General features: G+C 42.4%; 16 protein-coding genes. 5 read left to right on the top strand and 11 right to left on the bottom strand.

Features of this window, described 5'->3' with window-relative positions; genetic code table 11:
* Nucleotides 1-91: 91 nt before the first annotated feature.
* The 5 genes from C900_RS17545 to C900_RS17525 are packed head-to-tail and all read right to left on the bottom strand — an operon-like array spanning nucleotide 92 to nucleotide 12,232.
* Complete coding sequence (locus tag C900_RS17545; protein ID WP_009581462.1) at nucleotides 92-2,479, bottom strand: ABC transporter permease; 2,388 nt, start codon at nucleotides 2,477-2,479, stop codon at nucleotides 92-94.
* Nucleotides 2,480-2,513: 34 nt separating this feature from the next.
* On the bottom strand, nucleotides 2,514-4,940 hold the full coding sequence (locus tag C900_RS17540) for an ABC transporter permease (RefSeq protein WP_040496990.1): 2,427 nt from the start codon (nucleotides 4,938-4,940) through the stop codon (nucleotides 2,514-2,516).
* A gap of 24 nt (nucleotides 4,941-4,964) precedes the next feature.
* Nucleotides 4,965-7,373: an ABC transporter permease gene (locus tag C900_RS17535; RefSeq protein ID WP_009581459.1), complete on the bottom strand. Its 2,409-nt coding sequence runs from the start codon at nucleotides 7,371-7,373 to the stop codon at nucleotides 4,965-4,967.
* A gap of 19 nt (nucleotides 7,374-7,392) precedes the next feature.
* Nucleotides 7,393-9,786, bottom strand: a complete 2,394-nt coding sequence (locus C900_RS17530; protein WP_009581458.1) for an ABC transporter permease — start codon at nucleotides 9,784-9,786, stop codon at nucleotides 7,393-7,395.
* A 13-nt stretch (nucleotides 9,787-9,799) separates the two neighbouring features.
* Entirely contained in the window at nucleotides 9,800-12,232 is a 2,433-nt protein-coding gene (locus tag C900_RS17525) for an ABC transporter permease (RefSeq protein WP_009581457.1), read from the bottom strand.
* 927 nt (nucleotides 12,233-13,159) lie between these two features.
* On the opposite strand from C900_RS17525, the gene C900_RS17515 reads away from it, so the two are divergent.
* Both C900_RS17515 and C900_RS17510 read left to right on the top strand, forming a co-directional pair.
* Nucleotides 13,160-14,533, top strand: coding sequence for a sigma-54-dependent transcriptional regulator (locus C900_RS17515; RefSeq protein WP_009581453.1), 1,374 nt, complete (start codon nucleotides 13,160-13,162; stop codon nucleotides 14,531-14,533).
* The gene (locus C900_RS17510) at nucleotides 14,451-15,881 is read left to right on the top strand and encodes a sensor histidine kinase (protein WP_083867518.1); all 1,431 of its coding nucleotides are present in this window, start codon (nucleotides 14,451-14,453) and stop codon (nucleotides 15,879-15,881) included. The genes C900_RS17515 and C900_RS17510 overlap by 83 nt, the downstream gene beginning before the upstream one ends.
* Here C900_RS17510 and C900_RS17505 read toward each other — a convergent pair.
* Nucleotides 15,876-16,499 carry a CGNR zinc finger domain-containing protein gene (locus tag C900_RS17505; RefSeq protein ID WP_009581451.1) on the bottom strand — a complete coding sequence of 208 codons (624 nt, stop codon included), beginning with the start codon at nucleotides 16,497-16,499 and terminating at the stop codon, nucleotides 15,876-15,878. The two genes, C900_RS17510 and C900_RS17505, sit on opposite strands and share 6 nt — an antisense overlap.
* Nucleotides 16,500-16,621: 122 nt before the next feature.
* On the opposite strand from C900_RS17505, the gene C900_RS17500 reads away from it, so the two are divergent.
* The 3 genes from C900_RS17500 to C900_RS28625 all read left to right on the top strand — a co-directional run bounded on the left by C900_RS17500 (nucleotide 16,622) and on the right by C900_RS28625 (nucleotide 19,342).
* Nucleotides 16,622-17,017 carry a hypothetical protein gene (locus tag C900_RS17500; RefSeq protein WP_009581449.1) on the top strand — a complete coding sequence of 132 codons (396 nt, stop codon included), beginning with the start codon at nucleotides 16,622-16,624 and terminating at the stop codon, nucleotides 17,015-17,017.
* A 20-nt stretch (nucleotides 17,018-17,037) separates the two neighbouring features.
* Nucleotides 17,038-17,517: a DinB family protein gene (locus C900_RS17495; protein ID WP_009581446.1), complete on the top strand. Its 480-nt coding sequence runs from the start codon at nucleotides 17,038-17,040 to the stop codon at nucleotides 17,515-17,517.
* 91 nt (nucleotides 17,518-17,608) lie between these two features.
* On the top strand, nucleotides 17,609-19,342 hold the full coding sequence (locus C900_RS28625; protein WP_009581443.1) for an MASE1 domain-containing protein: 1,734 nt from the start codon (nucleotides 17,609-17,611) through the stop codon (nucleotides 19,340-19,342).
* Between the two features lie 121 nt (nucleotides 19,343-19,463).
* On the opposite strand, the gene C900_RS17485 is transcribed toward C900_RS28625, so the two are convergent.
* The 5 genes from C900_RS17485 to tilS form a co-directional block, all read right to left on the bottom strand.
* The gene (locus tag C900_RS17485; RefSeq protein WP_009581442.1) at nucleotides 19,464-20,105 is read right to left on the bottom strand and encodes a hypothetical protein; all 642 of its coding nucleotides are present in this window, start codon (nucleotides 20,103-20,105) and stop codon (nucleotides 19,464-19,466) included.
* Entirely contained in the window at nucleotides 20,102-20,500 is a 399-nt protein-coding gene (locus tag C900_RS17480) for a DUF3052 family protein (protein ID WP_009581441.1), read from the bottom strand. Before C900_RS17480 ends, C900_RS17485 begins: the two co-directional genes overlap by 4 nt.
* 108 nt (nucleotides 20,501-20,608) lie before the next feature.
* Nucleotides 20,609-21,550 (bottom strand): malate dehydrogenase, encoded by a 942-nt coding sequence (gene mdh, locus C900_RS17475; RefSeq protein ID WP_009581440.1) that lies wholly within the window; start codon nucleotides 21,548-21,550, stop codon nucleotides 20,609-20,611.
* Nucleotides 21,551-21,705: 155 nt separating this feature from the next.
* The gene (locus tag C900_RS17470; RefSeq protein WP_040496987.1) at nucleotides 21,706-22,224 is read right to left on the bottom strand and encodes a Crp/Fnr family transcriptional regulator; all 519 of its coding nucleotides are present in this window, start codon (nucleotides 22,222-22,224) and stop codon (nucleotides 21,706-21,708) included.
* On the bottom strand, nucleotides 22,217-23,536 hold the full coding sequence (gene tilS / locus C900_RS17465; protein WP_009581438.1) for a tRNA lysidine(34) synthetase TilS: 1,320 nt from the start codon (nucleotides 23,534-23,536) through the stop codon (nucleotides 22,217-22,219). The genes C900_RS17470 and tilS overlap by 8 nt, the downstream gene beginning before the upstream one ends.
* Nucleotides 23,537-23,643: the final 107 nt, after the last annotated feature.

Raw genomic sequence — 23,643 nt, 5'->3', positions numbered from 1 at the left:
CTGCCCTTGATGCAGAGGGTTGCATTACTATTCCGTGTCTTTAAGAAAACGCCAATGTCTGGTTACGCTATATTTTTACAGTTGCCTCCAATTACTCATTTCGCAGGGTATTCACCGGGTCAAGTAAAGTAGCTTTGATCACCCGGTAGCTCACCGAAACCAGGGCAATAACAAAAGCGACCACTCCAGCCAGCAAAAACTCGGCAACACCTAAATTAAACCTGAATGCAAAGTTGTTCAGCCAGTCATTCATCAAATACCATGAAACAGGCGTGGCTATCAGAAATGCCAGTAGTACCTGAAGTGCAAATGTCTTGGAAAGCAACAGAAACAGATCAACTATTGATGCTCCAAGGACTTTGCGTACTCCAATTTCTTTTGTGCGCTTCTGGATGATAAAAGACGCCAGGCCGAATAGCCCTAAGCAAGCCACGAAAATGGTAATCCCTGCTCCAATGGTAAAAATATTACCGGCCCGTTGATCACTCTTGTAAAACTGTTCCCACTGCTCATCCAGAAAATGGTATTCTATTGGTGTATTTTGATCAAATGTATCGTGGACCTTTGAGGCATGCGCTACCGCTTCTTCGGTATACCTGGGATCAAATTTTAATGAAAAATAGTCTATCTGTTGAAAGGCGTTAGCTCTGTACCCGAGCACCAGCGGAGCTATTCTGTTGTGCAACGACTCAAAGTTAAAATCTTTCACAACGCCTATTACCTGGTATTGCCCACCCCCGATTTGAATATATCGACCAACTGGCTCTTTAAACCCTAATGTCTGTGCCGCTGTTTCATTGATCAGTACATGAAGCGAATCAGTCACAGCATTGCCGGAGAAATTCTCTCCTGCCAGCAGTTCCATTTCGTACACACCGAGCATATGCTCATCAAACCCAATATAATTCGAGCGAAGAGAATCCTGTTGCTCAGCACCGGAAGCTTTCAGATACACCTGTGCAAGATTCTTCCACTCCCCCGGCACACGGGAAGACACTGCTACCCCGGTTATATATGGAGACTTTGCAAATTCATTCTTCATGACCTCAAAGCGTCTTCTCACCTCTCCGCTATTGATGTCCACAACAATAAGTTGCTCTTTGTTAAACCCAAGTGACCTTTCCTGAATGTAGTCCATTTGATTGGATGCTACAATAGTGGCAATGATCATGATAATGGATAAGGTAAACTGCGTAACCACTAGAATTTTTCGCAATGCTACGCTTCCTTTTCCCGTACTCATAGCTCCTTTGAGTATTCTGGCAGGCTTGAGCCTCGACATTACCAACGCAGGATAAATTCCTGACAGTAATCCTATTGCCAATGTAATAATAAAGAGAAGCCCCAGTACACCACCAAATGTTGTGCTGTTAAAAACAAACTGCTTGTCAGTGAGCTGATTAAAGTAAGGAAGCAACACATCTACAAGCCCTATGGAGAGCAGCATAGAAATAAGAGCGATAATTGCAGATTCACTTAAAAATTGCAGCACCAACTGATACTGCTGGGCGCCAGATACTTTCCGCATGCCTATCTCTTTTCCTCTGTGGAGTGACTTTGCAGTAGCAAGGTTCACATAATTAATACTGGCAATTAACAGCATAAAAATGCCGATGCCCATAAATATGAAAATATATGCTTCCTGGCCTTTCGCAGCTTCCGCTCCAAATTCAATGTCTTTGGACTTAAAATGAATATCATTAAGAGATTGCAGGTAAAAGTTGCGGTTGGCTTCCGGCTCGAAATATTTTTCTATGAATGCAGGAATATTCATGGCAAACCGGTCCGCCTGTGCCTGACCATCAAGCACCACATAGGTGTAGGCGCCAAAATTATTCCAGTTTGACATATACCCTCCAAAGCGTTCATCGGTATAAGGCAAAGAGGTCAGGATTTTCAACTGTAGGTGAGAATTTTGGGGCACGTTCTTCATCACTGCTGTGACTACGTAGGCCCCACCATCATCCAGCACTATTTCCTTTCCAATCGGATTCTCATTACCAAACAGCCTTTGCGACCAATCTTCATCTATTACCATTGAAAATGGCTCATCAAGTGCGGTTTTCCTATCCCCTGTGATCAACTCAAAGTCAAAGACCTCAAAAAATGTGGAGTCTGCGAAGTAGTAGGCTCTCTCACCAAACTTGGTGTCACCAATAGAGAAGTTGATATGACCTCCAAACTTAAAAAGCCGGGCACACCGGACCACCTCTTCATAATCGTTCGCCAGAATTGGACCCGTGGGCGGTGATGTCTGACCAAAATATCTTACTTCCCCACCTTTATCATTTATTTCAACGATTCGATATATATCATCTTTTTTGCTGTGCATAGCATCGTAGGCCGTTTCATCAAGTACAAACAAAAAGAGCAGGCTACAGCATGTAATGCCAAGTGTAAGTCCGGCAATATTGATGAAGGAATATACTTTGTTCCTGGCTACATTCCTTATCGCGATCTTTAGATAATTTTTTAACATGTTGTTATAAGTTATTTTGGTTAGAGTTGATCCATCATTCGTTTCGAAGGGTATCCACCGGGTTGGCCAATGCTGCCTTAATGGCCTGGAAACTTACGGTTAGAATTGCAATGGTTAGCGCTGCAATCCCTGACAGGACAAATACACCAACACCTATTTCAACACGGTAGACAAAGTTGGCCAGCCACTTTTCCATACCATAATAGATAATCGGTACTGCTATGAGCAGCGATATCACAATCATTATGGAGAAGCTACCGAACTGAACGCCCACCAGTTGTCCGGCCGAAGCTCCAAATACTTTTCTGATGCTGATCTCCTTTTTCTTTTGTTGCGCCATGAATAATGACAAGCCGAATAGTCCCAGACAGGCGATGATGATGGCTATAATCGTAGCAGAGGAAATAAGCGCCACACCCTTCTGGTCAGCTTCGTATTGTTGGCGCAGGTGCTGATCGAGCTCTGTATATTCCCAGGGAGTATCCGGTATTTGCTCATTCCAAAGACCTGCTATTTGCGCCACTATCGGCTCAAAACTTCCAGGCTCTGCCTCCACCAACATATACTCATAGGCTTCCTCCTGACGATGCTGAAGCATTAAAGGTTCTATACCATGGTGAAGTGACCGCTGATTAAAGTCTTCTACCACTCCTATCACGGTAAAGTTGAAGCGCTCACCGGAAAATGAGTCGGTAAAAACATCTTCACCTATGATATCCTCGGGTGTATAGCCATACTCCTTCACAGCTTTTCGGTTAAGGATCACGTCATTTTCTTTTCCGGTAATGCTTCTCATGAACCCGCGGCCCGCAATGATCCGCAGATCCAACGTCTCAAGGTAGTCGTAGTCGATCCGGTTAATACTGGTGATCACTCCCTCGTTAATGGTGTTTCCTTCGGTATAAACTCTCATGTCGTTAAAGACTTGGTCTCCTGGCAGATAGCTGGCCCCGGTAATATGCATAACACCGGCTACACCCTCCAGATTTGGTCTCATATTATGATAAGCGGCTTTCGCTTCAGGGGTGCGAAGCGGCACAATCACCTTTGAACCCGATGAAAATCCCTTTTCGTAGCTGCTCATGTAGTTCATTTGCTTCAGCATGACCATTACACCACCGATAAGTGCGATAGAGATTACAAACTGAAAAACTACCAGACCCTTTCTAAAAAGCTGAGACCCCCTACCGGGAGCCGTTTTTTGCTTCAAAACTTTGGCTGGCTGGTACGAAGAAAGTAAAAGAGCGGGATAGCTTCCCGAAATAATAGCTGTTAGGAAAAGAATACCACCAATAGCGCTCAAGATATAGAGGTCAAGAAGGGCGCTAAGCTGAAGCGCTTTACCTGTCAGGTAGTTGAAGAATGGCAAAACAATGTCCATCAATAAAAATCCCAGCAAAGTAGCCAATGCAATAAAAAGAACCACCTCCATGAAAAACTGAATGATCAGAGAAGTTCTCTGGGCTCCAAGTGTCTTTCTTACTCCGATTTCCAGCGCACGCTTTCCTGCTTTCGCGGTGGCCAGGTTCACGAAGTTGACACATGCTATCACCAGGATAAAAAAGCCTATCAGAGAAATAATTGTTACCTGCTGAATGCTGCCGTTGGTACTCAGGTCAAAGTTGAAGCCTGAATGCAGGTGTATTTCCTGCACCGGGAACATTCGCAGCATTTTTGTCATGCCGGAAGTGCGGAAGTGCTCAGCACCACGCTTTTGCAGCACATCATTGATTTTTTGCTCCAAAGCTATGGGGTCTGTTCCTTCATTAATTTTTATGTACGAAAAAACAAAATTTTGCCCCGCCCAGGTGGTTACTCCGTTGATAAAATCTCCCCATCCGGGGCTGTTCATAGTAATAAAAAAGTTAGCATTGATGTGAGAGTTTTCCTGCTGATCGGCAATCACCCCTGTCACTTCATATTCATACGGCTCATCTCCATTCGTAATAGTGATCAGTTGGCCAAGGGGAGAAATTTCCGGGAACAATTTTTTGGCAATAGCCTCCTTAAGCACCACAGTGTTAGGCCGGTCCAATACGCTTTCAGGGACACCCTCAGTAAATTTGTAGCTGAAAACATCAAAAAAAGTGGAGTCAACCAGGAAGCCACGGGTCTCGTAGAACCTCCTGTCTTTGAATCGCAGCAAATTCTTATCCACCTGGGGCGGATTTACTACTCTTACAGCAGTGGTGATTTCGGGGATCTCATCCTTCAGCGCCCAGACAATGGGTGGCGACCCTGTGGGCATACCGTTACCTTCTGAACTGGGAAACACTGTAGTTAGGCGATATAAACGATCTGCGTCTCTATGATGCTTGTCATAGCTCAATTCGTTACTGATATAAAGCAGCAAAAGCAGAGTACAACCGATGCCCACGGTAAGACCCGTTATATTCAGGAAAGAGAAGGTTTTTTCTCGCCAGATGTTCCTGAAAGCAATTATGAAGTGATTGCGTAACATATTCTATACAAAATTATAGCGCAATTATTCGTTTCTTAATGTCTCAGCCGGATTGATCATGGCGGCTTTAACAGTTTTATAGCTAACTGTCAGAAATGCTATAATCAAGGTGGCAACCAAAGTGATGATGAAAATATCTGGTTGTAAAGTCATGCGATAAGCAAAGCTTTCCAGCCACTGGTTGCCGAAATACCAGATCAATGGTATGGCAATAAGATTGGCGATCATCACCAAGAGCAAGAACTCTTTTGAGAGCATGCTTGTGATACTCCAAACTCCGGCTCCAAGTACTTTTCTTACCCCAATCTCCTTGGTGCGGGTGACGATCATAAAAGATACCAGTCCGAATAAACCTACGCTGGCTATTATTATGGTAAGCACAGCAAAGATGATCATTACATTCATCAGCCTCTCCTCCGCACGATATTGCTTATCGAAATCTTCATCAAGGAAAAAATAATCGAAATTATCATCAGGGAAATGTGATTCCCAAACACCGGAAATCTGCGTCACAAGGTCTGCTGTGCTACCGGTATTGAATCGAATCGCAAAATACCTGCTTGCTTGGGGGTTATAGTCCATCACCTTTGGCCATATTCTGTTTTGCAAGCCTAGCCCATGATAATCCTTAACCACACCGATTACGGTACCTTCAGGATAGCCAGATGGGGAGGTAATGGTTTTTCCAATGGCATTTTCGGGTGTTTCCCAGCGCATTTCCCTTACAGCAGTTTCATTGATAATTACGCCTTCCTTCAACTCAGCTCCACGGCTCCGGTCGAAATTATTGCCGGCTATGATCTCTAACCCCAGGGTTTCAATGTAGTGCTCATCAATAGACATGTACTCAACGGTAACATTCTCACCTTTCATAAACCCTTCAGGGAAAGCCCACTGACCTTGCCACCCTGGTCTTCCTGGCAGCGCGTTGGTGAAGGTAATTTGTTGTGCAACTGCTTGAGAATGCATGGCATTTATAAATATTTCATGGCTGGTCCCGGTGAAATTATTGGATGTATGGGAAGCGTCAATGACTAATATTTGCTCCTTTTCAAAGCCCAGGTCCTGATCACGCATGTAGTTCAGTTGTTGGAGCACCACCAGAGTGCCGAGTACCAGACCTGCTGAAATGAAAAACTGAAAAACAACGAGAGTTCTTCTAAGTTTCACTCCCTTTCTACTCGTTTGCATCCTCCCTTTAAGCACTTCAGCAGGTTTATAGCCTGACAAAACCCAGGCAGGGTAATATCCGGAGAGTACTGTAATTAAAATGACAAGGATGGCCACACCACCCAGTGTTGTCAGGTTCAAAAAATTGCCTATCTCATACGATTTGTCCATCAATACATTGAAAAACGGAAGAATAATATCGATAAGTAGCGCCACCAGGAAAAAGGCCATGAGTGTAAGCACAAATGATTCGCTCAGAAACTGCCAAAATAATGAGGATCGGGTAGAGCCGACTATTTTTCTCAGTCCAACCTCCTTCGCCCGGTATACCGCCCTGGCTGTGGTGAGGTTGATAAAGTTGATACAGGCCAAAAGAATGACAAATATTGCTATAGCTGATACCAAGTACACCTGGGATAGGGCGCCTTTGGGGCCTAGCCTGTTGCCGATATCTGATCGTATATAAACATCTCCTAAAGGCTCTAGTCCCACATACAGTTCCATGCCCATTTCATTAAGCCACTCTCCTACATTATCCATGTAAATGTGTTTGGCTTTTGCACTGATCGATGCCAAATCAGTTCCATCTTTTAGCAGTACATAATTGAATACATTGATGTTGCCCCACCCCTCACTACTATGATAATCAAAGAATGGGTTGATCTGTTGATAGGCGGTCATGGGGAGTAAAATATCGAATTGTATATGGGATTGAGAGGGCACATTAGCCAAAACACCTGCAACCTGAAAATCAAGTGTATCTCCAAGTATCATAGTTTTGCCAAGTACCTCCGTTTGGCCGAAGTACTTATCACGGATCTTCTCGGTAATGACAATAGAATTGGGCTCCATTAGTGCCTGATTAAGATTACCCTCCCTCATCTCAAAAGAAAAAACCTTCAAAAATCCGGGGCTGGAAAACTTAATGTTTTCATGGTATTTTTTCCCCTCATGATTAACCTCTAAGAAAGAACCACCTTTAAGATAAACCACCTCTTCCACCTCCGGAAATTCTTCTTTTAGTTTTATCCCAACCGGCCAGCCGTTTGTATCCATGCCCCCACCGGCCGGGTTTCTGGTAACCACTCTGTAGATACGATCCTTATTTTCGTGAAACTTATCAAAAGACAGTTCATCTTGAACGAATAGGAGTATAAGGACTCCTACCGTTAGCCCCAAAGCAAGACCCAGTAGATTTATACCGGCATAGGCTTTGAACCTCAGCAGGTTACGAACAGCTATTTTCAAGTAATTCTTTATCATGATCAGATAGATTTTCTCATTATTCGTTTTTCAGTGCTTTTACAGGATCCATCATAGCAGCCTTCAGCGCTTGTATGCTTACTGCCAGCAGTGTAACTACCAGCGTAGAAGCCAACGCCACTCCAAACACCCCAAAAGGCATATCTATTTTATATGCAAAATCGTTGAGCCATTCGTTCATAAAATGCCAGGCTACCGGAGTAGCCACGATGAATGCCACCACTACCAACAGCACAAATTTCCTGTTGATCATTACGGCTATGCCGGATACTGTCGCACCCAGCACTTTCCTGATCCCAATTTCTTTTGTTCTTTGCTCTATAGTAAAAGAGGTGAGCCCGTACAAGCCCAGGCAGGCCAGTAAAATACTGATGACTGAAAATACAGTAACCGTGTTCAGCAACTGTTCTTCGGTTTTGTACTTGTTGTCGAACCAGGTATCGGCAAAATAATATTCAAAAGGAAAACGACCTTCATACTTATTCCAAACCCTTTCCATATGGACCAATGTTTCATGGATATTGTTACCACTTATTCTTGCTGTCAGGTTGGTAAAGTTGCGGGGGTGGATATACATTACAATGGGTTGTATTGTGTTGCGTGACAAACCTTCGAAATGGAAATCCTTAACCACCCCTATGACAGGGTACTGCTCACCATCAGAACTAAATCGGATCTGCTTTTGCAGTGGTTCTTCCCACGCCATCAGCTTTACAAAAGCCTCATTGATGATCAGGGCATTGGAATCCGTTGCCAAAAGCGGGTTGAACTGTCGCCCGTTTGCCATCTCTATCCCCAATGTATTGATGAAATTGGCATCTGTTCTAAAAATGTTCACGCTGATCTGATCCTCACGCCCTTCAGCCAGCACGGTAGTGCCAAAAGTACCCGAACCAATAGTCGCCTGGCAGGCAGAAGTGGCAATAATATCAGGGTGTTGCTCCAAATCGTGCTGAAAACTATGATATTTATCCTCTATGGCGTTATCGATGTTCATCACCACCACATGCTCCTTATCAAAGCCTAAAGGTTTGTTTCTCAGGAAATTGGTCTGCTTATAAACCAGCAACGTAGCCGCTATCAAAACAATTGCAATGGCAAATTGCAGTGTGGTAAGCACCTGCCTGGGCATATGCCCCGAAAGCTTGCTCTTCCCTGAATTTTTTAGTACTTCGGAAGGTTGAAATGCCGATAACACGAAGGCAGGATAGGTGCCCGATAATAGCCCTACTACCAGCACAATACCAGCCACCCCGGTTAACACCAACGGATGGAGCAGTAGTGAAATTTCCATCTGCTTTCCGGTTAGCGCATTGAAGTATGGAAGTGTGATGTCAACAACAAAAAATGCAATGGCTGATGATATGATTGTCAGCAAAAACGATTCACTCATAAACTGAGTAAATAGTTGCTTCCTGTTGGCTCCGAGTACTTTTCGCATACCCACTTCTCCGGCTCTTTTTGTTGCCTTGGCTGTATTGATATTGACATAGTTGATACATGCAATTAGCAGTATCAATAATGCAGTGATGCCGAATATCTTCACATAGGCATAGCTGCCGGACTTTGTATCCCGGCTATACATAATGTCAGAGGAATAGAGGTAGACATCTTCAAAGTTTTGAAGGTATAAAAAATAGCTTTCCGCCCGCTCCGGAAAATGGGACTTCATAAAATCAGGAAATTTCTTCTCTAATAGCCTTGGATCGGCCTTTTCATCTAACAACAGATAAGTGATAAGCGTCTGGCCAAGCCAGTTATTCATCCAGTCGTAGGAAAGCGGCCCAGTACCGGGCACCGTTGTAGACCACGACATAAGTACATTATATTGAATATGTGAATGCACCGGAGCATCTTCAACAATACCGGTGACGAAATATTCCTGCTCATGTAAACCTGTGACCATTTTTCCCAATGGGTCCTCCTCCCCGAATAATTTTTTAGCCAGACTTTCGGTCAAAACAATAGAGGAGGGCGCCACTAATGCTTTATCAGGATTCCCCCGCAGGAGTTTAAAGTCAAAGAGATGGAAAAATGTACTGTCTACAAACAGCAGATTACCCACCTTGCTCTTTTTATCATTGTATGAAATCACTGTTTCATCAAACCAGGGCATCACCCGCGCTACATTCTCCACTTCAGGATATTCTGCATTTAGGGTAGGTCCCATTAAACCGGAAGTTTCGGCCGTTAGAAACGATTCTCCCGTATTAATTGAAACATTTTTCTTGTTGAGTCTATACAGCCGGTCTTTTTTGCTATGAAACTGATCATAAGCATATTCATCAGCTATAAAAGCAATAGCAAATATTGAACAGGAAACAGCAACTACCAGCCCCAGAATGTTGATCAGCAGATATGCCCTGTGTTTGAGCATATTACGCAGCATGATTTTTAAGTAATTTTTAATCATAATTCATGAAGTTTTACTCGTCCTTCAATACGTTCACCGGGTTAGTTCTGGCAGCTCTAATTGACTGGTAGCTGATAGTAACCCATCCTATAACAATAGTGACGAGGCCAGCCAGCAGATAAGTACCCACCCCTGGAGTGATCCTGTAGGCGAAAGTTTCCAGCCAAATATTCATCCCGTAAATGGAAATGGGAATCGACAGGACAAAAGCAATAATGATCAGCTTCGAAAGATCTCCTGATACCATGATCAGAATATCTTTTACCTCGGCACCCATCGCTTTTCTTACTCCAATTTCTTTAAACCTGCGTTCGGCAAAGAACATAGATAGCGCATAGAGTCCCAAACAACTGATTATCACAGATATTACGGCAAAATACTTGATCAGGTCGAATGTATTACGGTCTGACGCATATTGCTTACCCAAATGGTCCTCAAGGGTAAAGTATTCAAAAGGTGTATCAGGCAGCACCTGCTTCCAGTCACTTTCCAGTGTTGCAAGTAGCTCCTGATAATTATTGGTGTTCACATTTAAAATAAGGTTCTCTTCATAATTCCCTTCAGCGAGCTGAAACATCATGGGGTCAATTTCATCGTGAAGTGAAAACTGGTGAATATCATGAACCACCCCCACAATCCGGAATTGAAATTTCATGTCCCGGAAATCGAAGTAGAGCATTTCTCCGACAGCTTCCTCTGGTGTATAACCCAGTCTGTCTGCAGCAGTTTTATTAAGAATTACTTTAGAGATCACAGTATCTTTCTCGGGCTCCTCAAAATATTTTCCAGAAAGCAGCGGTATGTCAAAAAACTCAAAAAAATCATGCTCTACACGGTTGTTATACATCCTTATCCCATCATCCATCGTCTGTCCCTGTTTATACGCAAAAAGATCTGTGATAACGGATGAGCCTGGTACCGCCTGTACACCTGTTACGCCTTGTACCGGTGCATTGGCAATAAATTTTTGCTTGAGTACTCCATAACTGGACGCAGCTTCATCGGTAGACAGTGGAATGACCAACTTTGCCTCTTTATTAAAACCCAGGTCTTTATCTTTAATAAAATTTACCTGTTTTGAGATAATAATGATTGAGCTGATAAGTACTATGGAAATCACAAATTGAAAGACCACCAACGCTTTCCTCAGGAATGACGCCACGCCCTTATCTTTGTTTTTACCTTTAAGCACCTGCACAGGCTTGAAAGAGGACAAGTAAAATGCCGGATAAAGGCCGGCTAACAATCCGGTAACCATTAGAAACATCAGCAAATACTTGCCTGTAGTCCACAGGTTGGCAGACGATAATGCCACCGGATCGTTCACCAGTTGGTTAAATACCGGCAGTGCCATTTCAGCAAAAAGTATACTGAAAAGCAGAGATATCAGCACAATCACAAAGGACTCTCCTAAAAACTGCGTGATCAATCCTTTTGAGGTTACGCCCATTACTTTCCTTATCCCTACTTCCATGGCCCTGTTACCCGCCTGGGCAGTGGCGAGGTTGATATAGTTAACGCAGGCCAGTATAAGGATGAGTACACCAATGGTCATGAGTACCTGGATAAACACCAGACTTTTCCCTTCAAATACGTCCATGTCAAGGTCTGTTGAGGTATGGATCATCTCTATTGGCTGGAGCTTCATTTCCTTTGTTACACCCAATTCCTTCATCTCCTTTCCTCCATTCTTCAGAAATATCTCATGAATCTTATTCTCAACAGTCGCAATATCAGCCTGTTGATTCAACTGCAGATAGGTTGTGATAAGATTGTTACCTACCCAATTAGACTCGAAGCGTTGTATCAAAGGCTTCCAACCGGCATTCTCCATAGATACTACATAGGTGGGCTTCAAATGTGTTGGATAAGCCTCTGCATCAAATACAGCCGTAACTTCATAGTCCTGAGGGCCTGTGGTACTATTAAGTTTGATCATTTGGCCAATCACCTTTCCATCTCCAAAAATTTTTGCTGCCAGTTTCGCCTCAAGTACAATGGCATTTGTGTGGGGCAGTGGGTTTTCCGTATCACCTTTAATAAATTTGAATTTCAGCAGTTGGAAGAATGATGGATCTACGACCACACCATCCTTCAAGTAAAATGCATCATCTTTATAAGAAATAAGATCCCGACTACCAAAAAGAGATGGCATCATTATCCGAACAGAATTGGTAATTTCAGGGATTTCAGCCTCGATAACAGGAGCAATGGGAATGGAAGAAGAACCAAGGGTTAACTTTTGTCCATCCTTTTGTGTAAGATGTGATATGATCCGCACCAAACGCTCGCCGTGATGTTCATCATAACTGAGCTGCTCAGAGATATACAAAAAAAGAAGCAGACAACACGCCAGGCTTACTGAAAGGCCTAAAATATTAATTGCAGCGAAAAGCTTGTTTCGCATGATATTTCTAAAGGTGATCTTGAGATAATTCTTTATCATAGTTGCATATGTTTCCAAAAACCAGCTTTCCAATGATTATGCCACGCGTTAAAATACTGATAATCAAGAATTTGAAATAAAATTACTTATAATTCAACCGTACAACTGCCCACTCATAGAACAAAAAAGTGCCCATCAGTGGACACTTTGCCCCTTATTTCATATCTTTTACGATAGCTTTGAGGTTAAAAATCAAAGAGTTGTTCCACGGCCAAGCAAAGGGGAAAAAGTTTGGTAAAGCGGAAATGACAAGAAGCACCTACAATGCGTCAGCTTTCCTGGTCCTTGGAGGCTTGGGAAAGCATAAAGAAAAAAAGCTTCAGGGATGCTTTACTAAACTTCCAAAAGTTTGGTGAAGCTAAACCGCTCGGAAGTTCAGGCAGTGCGTCAGCTTTCCTGGTCCTTGAAGGCTTAGGAAAGCATAAAGAAAAAAAGCTTCAGGGATGCTTTACTAAACTTCCAAAGTGGTAAAGCTAAACCGCTCGGAAGTTCAGACAGTGCGTCAGCTTTACTGGTCCTTGAAGGCTTAGGAAAGCATAAAGAAAAAAAGCTTCAGGGATGCTTTACTAAACTTCCAAAAGTTTGGTAAAGCTAAACCGCTCGGAAGTTCAGACAGTGCGTCAGCTTTCCTGGTCCTTGAAGGCTTAGGAAAGCATAAAGAATAAAACTTCCGGGGATGCTTTACTAAACCTCCAAAAGTTTGGTAAAGCTAAACCGCTCGGAAGCTCAGACAGCGCGTCAGCTTTCCTAGTCCTTGGAGGCTTAGGAAAGCATAAAGAAAAAAACTTCCGGGGATGCTTTACTAAACTTCCGAAAGTTTGGTAAAGCTAAACCGCTCGGAAGCTCAGACAGTGCGTCAGCTTTCCTAGTCCTTGAAGGCTTAGGAAAGCATGGAAGCTCAAAGGGGAAAAGATACGTAACCAAACTATGGCTAAGCAAAAAGGAAAAATACTGATCATTGATGATGATGACATTATACTACTAACAGCAAAGATGTTCCTGGAGCAGCATTTTTCTGAGGTCCGTACCCTTGATATCCCAGAAAACATTCCCAGGGAGTTGAGTAGCAAAACTTATGATGTCATCCTTCTGGACATGAACTTTAAACAGGGAGAGACATCAGGCAAAGAAGGCCTGAAGTGGCTGAGGGAGATCATGGCCATTGCTCCAGAGACAACCGTGCTACTCATGACTGCTTACGGTGAAGTAAATCTGGCTGTGGAAGCAATGAAAGAAGGTGCGGCTGACTTTATCGTTAAGCCCTGGCAAAATGAGCGGCTGCTGGCTACTGTTCAAACCGGCCTCAAACTCACTGACCAGCAAAAGCAGGTACGGCAACTGAAATCACAGCAGGAGATATTATCATCTTCCGCAGATCATCAGGCCGGGGATATTATCGGCCAGTCCAAAGCCATAAAAGAGGTATTTAATATCATCAATAAGGTAGCGCGTACAGATGCAGACGTATTGATCCTGGGAGAAAATGGCACGGGCAAAGAAGTAGCTGCCAGAGCCATACACCGTCAGTCGATGCGTGCTGATCAGGTTTTTATAAGCGTGGATTTAGGGTCTATTTCAGAGAATCTATTCGAAAGCGAACTCTTTGGTCATAAAAAAGGGGCTTTTACAGATGCTAAAGGGGATAGAACAGGAAGATTTGAGGCGGCCTCGGGGGGCACCTTGTTTCTCGATGAAATAGGAAACCTTTCGCCTGCACTACAAGCCAAATTATTAACCGTATTACAAAACAGGAAAATCGTTAAAGTAGGTACTAATCATCCAATAGATGTGGATGTAAGAGTGATTTGTGCCACCAACAGTAATCTTCATAACATGGTTGCCGAAGGAACTTTTCGTGAGGACCTGCTTTACAGGATCAATACCGTGGAGTGTACAATTCCTTCACTAAGAGAGCGTACGGAGGATATTCCATTGCTTATCAATCATTTTTTGAAGGCATATTGCAAGAAATATAATAAACCAAAACTTTATGTACCTGAAGGTGTAATTAAAAGATTGCAGAAATACAACTGGCCCGGTAACATACGTGAGCTACAGCATGGCATCGAACGTGCTGTCATTATGAGTGATGGAAATGAGCTACAAAGCAGTGATTTTGCCTTTGCTGGAGATGCAAAAAAAGAAGAACAGCTATTTGAAAATTACAACCTTGAAGATCTGGAAGCCTGGGCCATAAAAAATGCCCTAAAAAAGCACAATGGGAACATCAGCCATGCTGCCAAAGAGCTCGGCCTCTCCCGTGGCGCCATGTACAGAAGAATGGAGAAATACGGGATATGATTATTTAACAGAAACCTCCATGCGTAAAAATTTCAGAGTCAATATTATATTCCGAATTCTGCTGATCACACTGCTGCTCACGTTTTTGATCTATTTCTTGCTAGTAAGCGGAAAATACTTGAGAAGCACCTATTTCGCCATTTTTTTGGTCATTGCTATTGTTGAATTTATCTGGTATGTAGACCGTAGTAACCGCGATTTTGCCGCGTTCTTACTTGCGCTGCTTCAGAACGACTTCACCACCACTTTCTCCGAAACTGCCAAAGGTCGATCTTTCAATGAGCTGCATTCTGCCTTTAACCAGATCACGCAAAAATTTAAAACCATCAGCTCTGAAAAAGAGGTGCAACATATTTACCTGGAGTCATTGGTAGAACATGTTAGGGTGGGTATTCTTAGTTATGACGAAAGAGAAAAAATACACCTGATGAACGAGGCGTTAAAAAGGATGCTTGGAAAGCCACAGCTACTCTACTTAAAAGGACTGGAAGGAGTTGATAAAAAGCTTCTGAAAGCGATCCGAACAATAAAACCTAAGGAAAACAAACTGATTAAGTTAAGGACGGGCACTCAGCTATTACAACTTAGCCTTCATGCCTCAGAATTCAAGCTCCAGGGGCAATATTACAAGCTGGTTTCCTTTCAAAACATAAAAACTGAACTGGATGCCAATGAAATGGATGCCTGGCAAAAGCTGATCAGGGTGCTTACACATGAAATTATGAATTCGGTCACTCCTATTTCTTCTCTGAGCAACACTTTGCATGAAATAGTAGAAAAAGAAAGTCAAAATGGTCCATTACAAAAAGATACTGTCGAGAAGCTCCTTACCGGGCTGGATGCAGTCAAAAGCAGGAGCAGCGGCTTGCAGGCATTTACTGAGGCCTATAGGAACCTAACCAGAATACCACCTCCAAATTTCAAAGAAGTGGCAGTAAAACGGCTGCTGGAAAGAATAGAAGTGCTGCTCAAGCCTAATCTGGAGAACATCAATTTTTACATTAATTACACGAAGCCCAACATTAAAGTGACAGCCGATGCGGATCTGCTGGACCAGGTTTTTATCAATATTTTAAAAAATGCATTAGAGGCGCTGGAAGGGACAAACAACCCCACTTTAGAGGTTCTAATTACAGAAGAAGAAAAAGTACGGATCATCATTAGCGACAATGGTCCTGGAATAGATGAAGATAAAATCGATCAGATATTTATACCCTTCTTTACCACAAAAAAAGGGGGATCGGGGATAGGATTGGCCCTTTCAAAGCAGATCATGAGGCTACACAACGGCACTATTAATGTGGAGTCCGCACCAGGAACAGGAACTTCTTTTATCATTGAATTATAATTCCTTATCCATCTCCTTTTTCTTCCTATAATACCGCTTAGCCTTCACGGTACTGCCACAGGCTTGCATATCGCACCATCTCCTGCTGTTGTTCTTACTCTTATCAAGAAAAAGCCATCCGCAAGCACCACATTCTTTAACACGCGAAAGCCTATCGGACATAAGCAGATCATATGCAGATTTCATTACCGGGTATAAAGGCTTTTCAAGGTCCATCCCGTCCCAATATTCCTGGGGCAGGATTGATCCGTCAACCATTATTTGCAGGTTTGAAAGAGCAGAACCCAACAGCTTGTTAAACTGTTTCTTTATATCTTCAGCGATAGGACTGTTGCGAATTACCACCAAAAACAACTCGTGCAAAACCTTCCTTGCTTTGTTCATTTGATCCAAAACCTGCTCACCTGCCTCTCTGTCTTGTTCGTATTTCTCTCTTAAGGCATTAATGTCATCTTCAGGCAAAACTTTCAATCTCTTACTCCATTTCAACACCGCTTCGTATGAACTCAAATAATCATAAGGTTGGTCTACAGTCCAGTCATGCACTGTATTAATAAAATCAAGACAAAGCCAACCTCCATGCAGGCTGATATTTTCTATGCTTTTTTTCTGCGCCATTACAACAAATATAGTCACTTATAATATAAACATATTTTTACCAGTAAAATTCATTTTGATAGCAACATAAATTACTTATATTTATACCATCAAAAACTAATTAGACGGTAAAAAATAAAGTTATGATAGCCAGAACATGGCACGGAATAGTGCCCATTTCGAAAAAAGAAGCGTATTACCAATATCTTCAAAAAACCGGCTTACAGGATTACTCCAGCATTAAAGGCCATCTCGGACTGCAGGTGTTACAAAGAGACGAGCAGGATGTCACTCATTTCTTTCTCATCACCTTCTGGGATTCGTATGAATCCATCAAACGATTTGCCGGAGAGCAATATGAAAAAGCCCGGTATTACCCGGAAGATCACAATTTTCTCCTGGAGCTGGAGCCGATGGTACAGCACTTCGAGGTGTTGGAAGCAAATCAGATAGTCTCTATCAACCAACGGTTTAAGCTCACGAATTATTTAAAATCCAACATCGGACACATCATTGGCCTTGCCGCACTTATCAAGTAAAAATTTTAACCGGTACTATCATGGGAGTAATTAGCAATTCTTTAATTCATGCTTTGGATGGTCGCAATAGCCATTTACCCGCGTCTGTTGTTCTTGAAGGACTGAAGCCGGAGATTGCCGGAAAGTATATAGAAGGCTCTCCGTATACCATTTGGCAGCAAATAGAACATATTAATTTCTGGCAGGAAAGGTATATTGGTCATATCAAAGGTCAAACGCTTCCCAAGATATCGGATTTGGAAGAGGGATGGCCTGGCGAGGACGCCCCTTCCGGAAAGGCCGAACTTGATGCGGCTATCAGCAGTCTCGCAGCGGGAATAGCAGAAGTAAGAACAATGCTCTCACGAGGGGCTGAGATCAAATACCCTTCCAATTATAACAGCGGTTATGATGTAATTACCTCCATGGCCATGCACCTTTCATATCACCTGGGCCAGATCATGATCATGAGAAGAATTCTGGGAGACTATCCTCCGCCATCGGGTGGCTATACGTGGTAACCCTGTGAGGATCAATAACTAATTCATATGAAATATCCAAAAATATTTCTATATTGTGCCTCGTTGTTCAATAGTTGGCGAAATAACCGCCATGAATGCTCTTTCTATAAAACCAATTGCCACACTGAAAAAGAGCAATGATCTGAAGATTATTGTTGTTTCAGTACTTTATTACCTTTCCGCCCACTTTGGACTATGGTTGTCCTTTCCGGACACCAAAACAATGCCTCTCTGGCCTCCGTCAGGCCTGGCACTAGCCTTATTGATCATATTTAAACACCGCACATGGCCTGCTATCACCATTGGCTCACTCATTGCTGTAGCCATGACATTTTTGCACCTCGGGGTCACCTTTTCCTTTTCCGTGGTGATGTCGTTGGTAATCATTGCCATTGGCAACACATGTGAGGCGCTATTCGGGCATTACCTGATCAATAAGCTCATTCAGGCGCGCAACCCCTTTCTTAAAACTACCCATGTTTTTATCTTCCTTCTTATTGCTTTGCTAATGTGCACACTTGGTTCATTCATAGGTGTGGTTGGCATGTGGCTAAATTATATCATCACCACTGAAGCCATGGTATCATATTTTTCCACCTGGTGGCTAAGTAATGTTGTAAGCGTGCTCATTATAACCCCGTTTATCATCTCGTGGACAGAAGATTTTAAGATAACTTTCACCTGGAAAAAATTTATAGAGCTGGCCATCTTTCTGACCGCCCTGGCCATGGTTTTACTTTCTCTAAGTATTGACTCCATCTCCTCCACTATAGAAAAATCATTTCCTTTTCTGACACTTCCCTTCCTGCTGTGGCTGGGATTCAAATTTAACCTGCAGACTACTATGTCCGGCGTATTGGTAGTATCACTTCTTGCGATATACTTTACCATTTTCGGACAGGGACCTTTTGTATTGAGCACCGAAGACCACTCCAGGCTGATACTACAGATCTTCATTGGGGTTACAAGCATCTCCACCATTATACTGTATGCTACTGTTAAGGAAAGAACTGTAGCCCAGGAAGCTTTGGAACGGTTTAATGAACAACTTGAGATGAAAGTTAAAGAGCGTACCCAGGAGCTGCACGATGAAATCCAAATGCGCAAAAAGATCGAAGAAAAGACCAAGATCTCTAATAGTAAACTGCGCAAGGCCAACATTGAGTTGGATAATTTTGTGTACAGCGTATCTCATGACCTCAGAGCTCCTATTGCCTCTGTACTTGGACTTGTCAACCTGGCAAAAAAGGAAGAGGATATAGAAATGATGAAAAAATATCTCTCGATGGTGGCAGATAGCGCAGAAAGACAGGATAGTTTCATAAAAGATATTCTCGATCTCTCTCGAAATGCACGTCTGGAAATAGATACCGAAGAAATTGAATTTGAAGAAATGATCAATGAAATATTTGATCATCTGAAATATAGCGCCGGGGAGAAAAAGATCACAAAAGAAGTAGACATCCGTCAGGAAGTGCCATTCAGCTCTGACAAAAAGCGTTTAAAAGTCATATTTAACAATCTTATTTCCAATGCAATACGATATAGCAACGGATACGACCCCTATATAAAAATTGAAATTGAAATAGACAGTATTACGGCTAAAATAAATATTAATGACAATGGCCGGGGTATATCCAAAGACCACCTCAAAAATGTATTCAAAATGTTTTACAGAGCCACTGATGACAATGCCGGTTCCGGACTGGGTCTATACATCGTAAAAGAAACGGTAGATAAGTTAAGAGGAAATGTTGCACTTCACTCGGTAGAAAGAAAAGGCACTACAGTTAACCTGGAAATCCCAAATCTGGCAGACAACTAACCCACCATTTTAAACTAAAAATGTTCCTCGAGATGAACCAAGAGCATTAGTTGTTATTATTAAAAGTTTTAGTCCTGCAGAATCACCTGTAACAATGCCCAAGGACACTTTAACCCAAAAACTAATCTGGAACAGTTGCATTATCAAGTGCATGGTATAGCCTCTCCAATTCTCTGAGCTTGGCTTGGTAGTCATCCATTTCATGATAGTAAAAACATGTTAATAACGAATCACCAGAGGTCACTCTGAACCTGGATACCGTATTGCTTTCCCGCCATATGAGCTCATAGTTTCTAAGTGCTTTATTCAATTCATAGTAGCTCCCATATTTTTTCACAATATCCCCTTCTTTCAATAGCTGCTTACTGTGCTCGTCCAGAGGTTTAAATTTTGACAAACCCAACGAATCAAGCAAATAGTCTGATACATTGCCCCTCACCTTATACCTCAGTTTAACAAGAGCAGAGTCCACAAAATAAAAGACCAGTTCTTCCACCCCTGTGCGAGCAAATCTTATAGCCGGATAGTCGATCTTATAAAATATCAACCGATGATCGAAGAATTCACCGATATTTCTGGCCCCTCCCAGGCTTTCAGCCGACAGCTTATCGGATAACTTCAACCTATCAAAATCACGTGAAACACGCTGTTCCTGATCTTTATGAAACTCTTCCGCTACTTCTAATTTGCTATCAGACGGCTGATATTTCGTACAGCCAACCACTATAACCAAACAAGCTATAAAGAATATATCTCTGATCATCTGTCTTTAACTCTATATACCAATTTCAACCCAGACCATACATCATCAACCGCACACACCTTCACGTCTACTAATCCGTTCTGTAATGCCATTGATCTCACAAGGTTCTCATCAACAGTTGTAGGTATCCGGGAGGCTTTTTTTGGCCAGGAGACCCATAGCATGCCGTCTTTTTTCATTCGTTCTTTCAGGAAACGGAGCTGTTCCTCCAGCTCATCTTTTCCTGTAGTAAAAAAATGAATAAAATCCAGCACCTCATGTTCATCACCTTCCTCCACCTCCGGAAAGTTATCAAAAAGATCAAAATAATGATCAGGCTGGTTGACAATAAGGACTTTGAAACCATTTTTAATACCCAGCTTTTTGGCAAGTGGGGTTCCCGAATATCCGGCCATATCTTTAATTTGTGATGTCAATATACCTTCAACAGATTAAAAACAAAAATAAAGGCTGCCTTTAACCAAAAGCAGCCTGCAATAATTCCTGAAAGGAATACCTTACTCTTAAACTTTGCTGGTATTTAGTTTATCAAGCACATCCATTACTTCCTTCACATGATCACGTGATGTGTTAAGCAATGCCTTTTCTTCGTCATTGAGGTCAAGCTCGATTATTTTCTCAATACCATTCTTACCAAGAATGACAGGTACACCCAAGTAGCAATTATCAATACCGTACTCACCTTCAAGCTTCACACACACGGGAAAAACTCTTCTTTGGTCCCTTACAATGGCCTCGGCCATCTGCGCTGCTGCCGAACCGGGAGCGTACCATGCAGAAGTACCCATCAGCTTCACCAGCTCACCTCCACCGGTTTTAGTTCTTTCGATAATGGCGTCTAGTTTATCTTTTTCAATAAGCTCCGTTACCGGGATACCACCGACTGTTGTATACCTTGGTAGCGGCACCATAGTATCACCATGGCCACCCATTAGCACTGCCTGAATATCTTTGGGCGATACATTCAATGCTTCTGCAAGGAACGCTCTGTAACGGGCCGTATCAAGAATACCAGCCATACCCATCACTTTTGTTCTTGGCAGCTTAGAGCTCAGGTGAGCCTGGTAGGTCATAACATCAAGAGGATTGGATACCACTATAATGATAGCTTCCGGAGAATGCTTAATAACGTTTTCTGTTACCGATCTTACAATACCCGCGTTGGTTTCGATAAGATCGTCACGAGTCATACCAGGTTTTCTTGGAAGGCCTGAAGTTATTACAACCACATCAGAACCGGCTGTTTTAGAGTAGTCGTTGGTAGAACCGATGGTTCTGGTGTCGTACAGATTAATAGGAGCTTTCTGCCAAATATCCAATGATTTGCCTTCGGCAACACCCTCTTTAATGTCTACAAGTACTACTTCATTAGCAATTTCTCGATAGGCTAGTACATCGGCACAGGTAGCGCCTACATTACCTGCCCCAACTACGGTTATCTTCATAATTTTATTCTATGATTTTGAATGAATGATTTGAATTTCAAGGTGAGCAAATTTAACCAATCCGCAGAATTTCGCTAAATTATGAGGCAATAAATAGTTATCAGTTCTCAGTTTACTGGCACTTCTAATTTCAGATTTCAGATCTCCGATTTTTCCTAGCCTCTATAAACCTGGCTCAAATTAAAGAAACCGAGTGATGATTTATAGGCTTTGAAAAGGTTTGAATTATAGTCATTATATATCTCCGCCAGCGCCTCCAGCATCTTTGCTTTGATTTTTAAATTGCTATCAAAAATATCAAAGATATTGTCTTGTGGAATTACATAAAACTCAGCACTTTCGGAGCTTACAAAAGCATTGAGCAGCCTGTTGGCATCACGAAGCAAGCAACTTTCACCTAAGGCTATCCCTGCCTGTACCTTAGTCAGACTTTCGAAAGTTTCGTTTACATCTATAGTTAATGAGACCTCTCCTTTTTTAAGTAGGTACAGCGCATGACTTGGATCTCCGCGAAAGAAAACCACCTCATCCTGAACATATTTCCGTTCATGCATAAATGGCAGAAACAGAGACATTTGCTTGTAATTCAGATTAGAAAACAGTCGGATCTTTGCAAGAAACACGAACATGTTATGTTCATGGGCGGTAAACGTTTTCTTAAAAGGATTAATCATTGCGATGCATTACAATATTGTAGATTCTTTTGCTATCAGGGCGAACTTTAAAACGATCATCAATGCGATAACCTACTATCCAAGCCACCTCACCATCAGACTCAAGTACGCAAACACGCTCTTTCAAGTTTAAAGGAATTTTCTCATCTATCATAAAATCACTTATCTTTTTTTTGCCTTTCATCCCTAGTGGACGAAAGGTATCTCCCTGCCTCCACTTCCTCAATTTTAAAGGAAACCTCAGCCTATCATAATCCAGGCTTGCCTCGTTTTTTCCTGTCAAAATCCTTTTATCGGTAGCAACCTCAATGACCAACTGTACCACTTCGTTGCTTACCTTGCTGGCGTCATGAGCTAACAACTGCTCGGTGATTACCTGCCCCATGGGGCTTACGATCAAAATCTCACGATCCACATTGAGCTTATATCGATCGGATTCTAAAATTTTCCCGGATGACCGATGTCTTAGCATTGAGTACAGCTCCTGAGCCTGAGAATAATTGAAACCATAGGGCTTTATCAGCTCCTCCAAAAGCACTGCCTCCCTGTCAACTACTCCCTCAATGGCTATAAATATATCTGACCCTTTTTTACTAATATACTTGCCCTCTATCTCAGCAACCCGATACCTCAGTACGGCCTCCGTTTCCTTCATTTTTTCCAGGGTCTGCCTAAAAGTATCATCCAGGGAAGGATTGATCTCCTTCAACACAGGCACAATTTTGTGTCTGATCAGATTCCTGGTGTATTTCACAGAATCATTACTGCTATCTTCCCTCCATTGCAAACCTTCAGCATGAGCAAAATCCACGATCTGAGATTTTGAAGCAAATAGCAATGGTCTGATAATGCCATTGTTTTTCGGGAGCATTCCGCGTAATCCGGCTATGCCCGTTCCTTTCGCCAGGTTAAAAAGTACTGTCTCTATATTATCATCAAGATGGTGCGCAGTAGCTATAGCCGTAAACGAATGCCTGGCTATCAATTCACTGAACCAATCATAACGCAACTCACGCGCAGCCATCTGCGTGGAAATGTTTGCAACAGCGGCATAATTTTTGGTATCAAAACAGCGAACGAAAAATTGAGCGCCAACAGATTCAGCTAATGCCTTTACAAAAGCTTCATCGGTGTCAGATTCTTCACCGCGGAGCTGAAAGTTGCAATGAGCAATGGCAAAGTTGAATCCAGCCTCTTTAAATAAAACAGTGAGTGCGACAGAATCAACTCCCCCGCTGACTGCGAGCAGAATTTTGTCCTGCGGCTCAAAGAGCTTTTGGAGATTGATAAAATCTAAAAAGGCTTTTAACATCGATGCACCGCTTTTTTATTTAATTTTGAAATCGTAAATGTCGAATTACACAACAAGTTGACAAACATATTGAATTTAAATGTGCCTAAAGGCAAAATCTTAGCCGG

This window comes from Fulvivirga imtechensis AK7, assembly GCF_000331535.1.
Lineage (GTDB): Bacteria > Bacteroidota > Bacteroidia > Cytophagales > Cyclobacteriaceae > Fulvivirga > Fulvivirga imtechensis.
The sequence above is the reverse complement of the archived record's forward strand: the minus strand, read 5'-3'. Positions and strand labels throughout refer to the sequence as shown.

What these genes read in the sequence shown, in the direction of transcription:
- C900_RS17515 (WP_009581453.1), top strand. Translation starts at nt 13,160, where the DNA reads ATGGCTAAGCAAAAAGGAAAAATACTGATCATTGATGATGATGACATT.
- C900_RS17510 (WP_083867518.1), top strand. Translation starts at nt 14,451, where the DNA reads ATGGGAACATCAGCCATGCTGCCAAAGAGCTCGGCCTCTCCCGTGGCG.
- tilS (WP_009581438.1), bottom strand. Translation starts at nt 23,536, where the DNA reads ATGTTAAAAGCCTTTTTAGATTTTATCAATCTCCAAAAGCTCTTTGAG.
- mdh (WP_009581440.1), bottom strand. Translation starts at nt 21,550, where the DNA reads ATGAAGATAACCGTAGTTGGGGCAGGTAATGTAGGCGCTACCTGTGCC.
- C900_RS17545 (WP_009581462.1), bottom strand. Translation starts at nt 2,479, where the DNA reads ATGTTAAAAAATTATCTAAAGATCGCGATAAGGAATGTAGCCAGGAAC.
- C900_RS17500 (WP_009581449.1), top strand. Translation starts at nt 16,622, where the DNA reads ATGATAGCCAGAACATGGCACGGAATAGTGCCCATTTCGAAAAAAGAA.
- C900_RS17535 (WP_009581459.1), bottom strand. Translation starts at nt 7,373, where the DNA reads ATGATAAAGAATTACTTGAAAATAGCTGTTCGTAACCTGCTGAGGTTC.
- C900_RS17525 (WP_009581457.1), bottom strand. Translation starts at nt 12,232, where the DNA reads ATGATAAAGAATTATCTCAAGATCACCTTTAGAAATATCATGCGAAAC.
- C900_RS17540 (WP_040496990.1), bottom strand. Translation starts at nt 4,940, where the DNA reads ATGTTACGCAATCACTTCATAATTGCTTTCAGGAACATCTGGCGAGAA.
- C900_RS17505 (WP_009581451.1), bottom strand. Translation starts at nt 16,499, where the DNA reads ATGGCGCAGAAAAAAAGCATAGAAAATATCAGCCTGCATGGAGGTTGG.
- C900_RS28625 (WP_009581443.1), top strand. Translation starts at nt 17,609, where the DNA reads ATGAATGCTCTTTCTATAAAACCAATTGCCACACTGAAAAAGAGCAAT.
- C900_RS17480 (WP_009581441.1), bottom strand. Translation starts at nt 20,500, where the DNA reads ATGGCCGGATATTCGGGAACCCCACTTGCCAAAAAGCTGGGTATTAAA.
- C900_RS17470 (WP_040496987.1), bottom strand. Translation starts at nt 22,224, where the DNA reads ATGATTAATCCTTTTAAGAAAACGTTTACCGCCCATGAACATAACATG.
- C900_RS17530 (WP_009581458.1), bottom strand. Translation starts at nt 9,786, where the DNA reads ATGATTAAAAATTACTTAAAAATCATGCTGCGTAATATGCTCAAACAC.
- C900_RS17485 (WP_009581442.1), bottom strand. Translation starts at nt 20,105, where the DNA reads ATGATCAGAGATATATTCTTTATAGCTTGTTTGGTTATAGTGGTTGGC.
- C900_RS17495 (WP_009581446.1), top strand. Translation starts at nt 17,038, where the DNA reads ATGGGAGTAATTAGCAATTCTTTAATTCATGCTTTGGATGGTCGCAAT.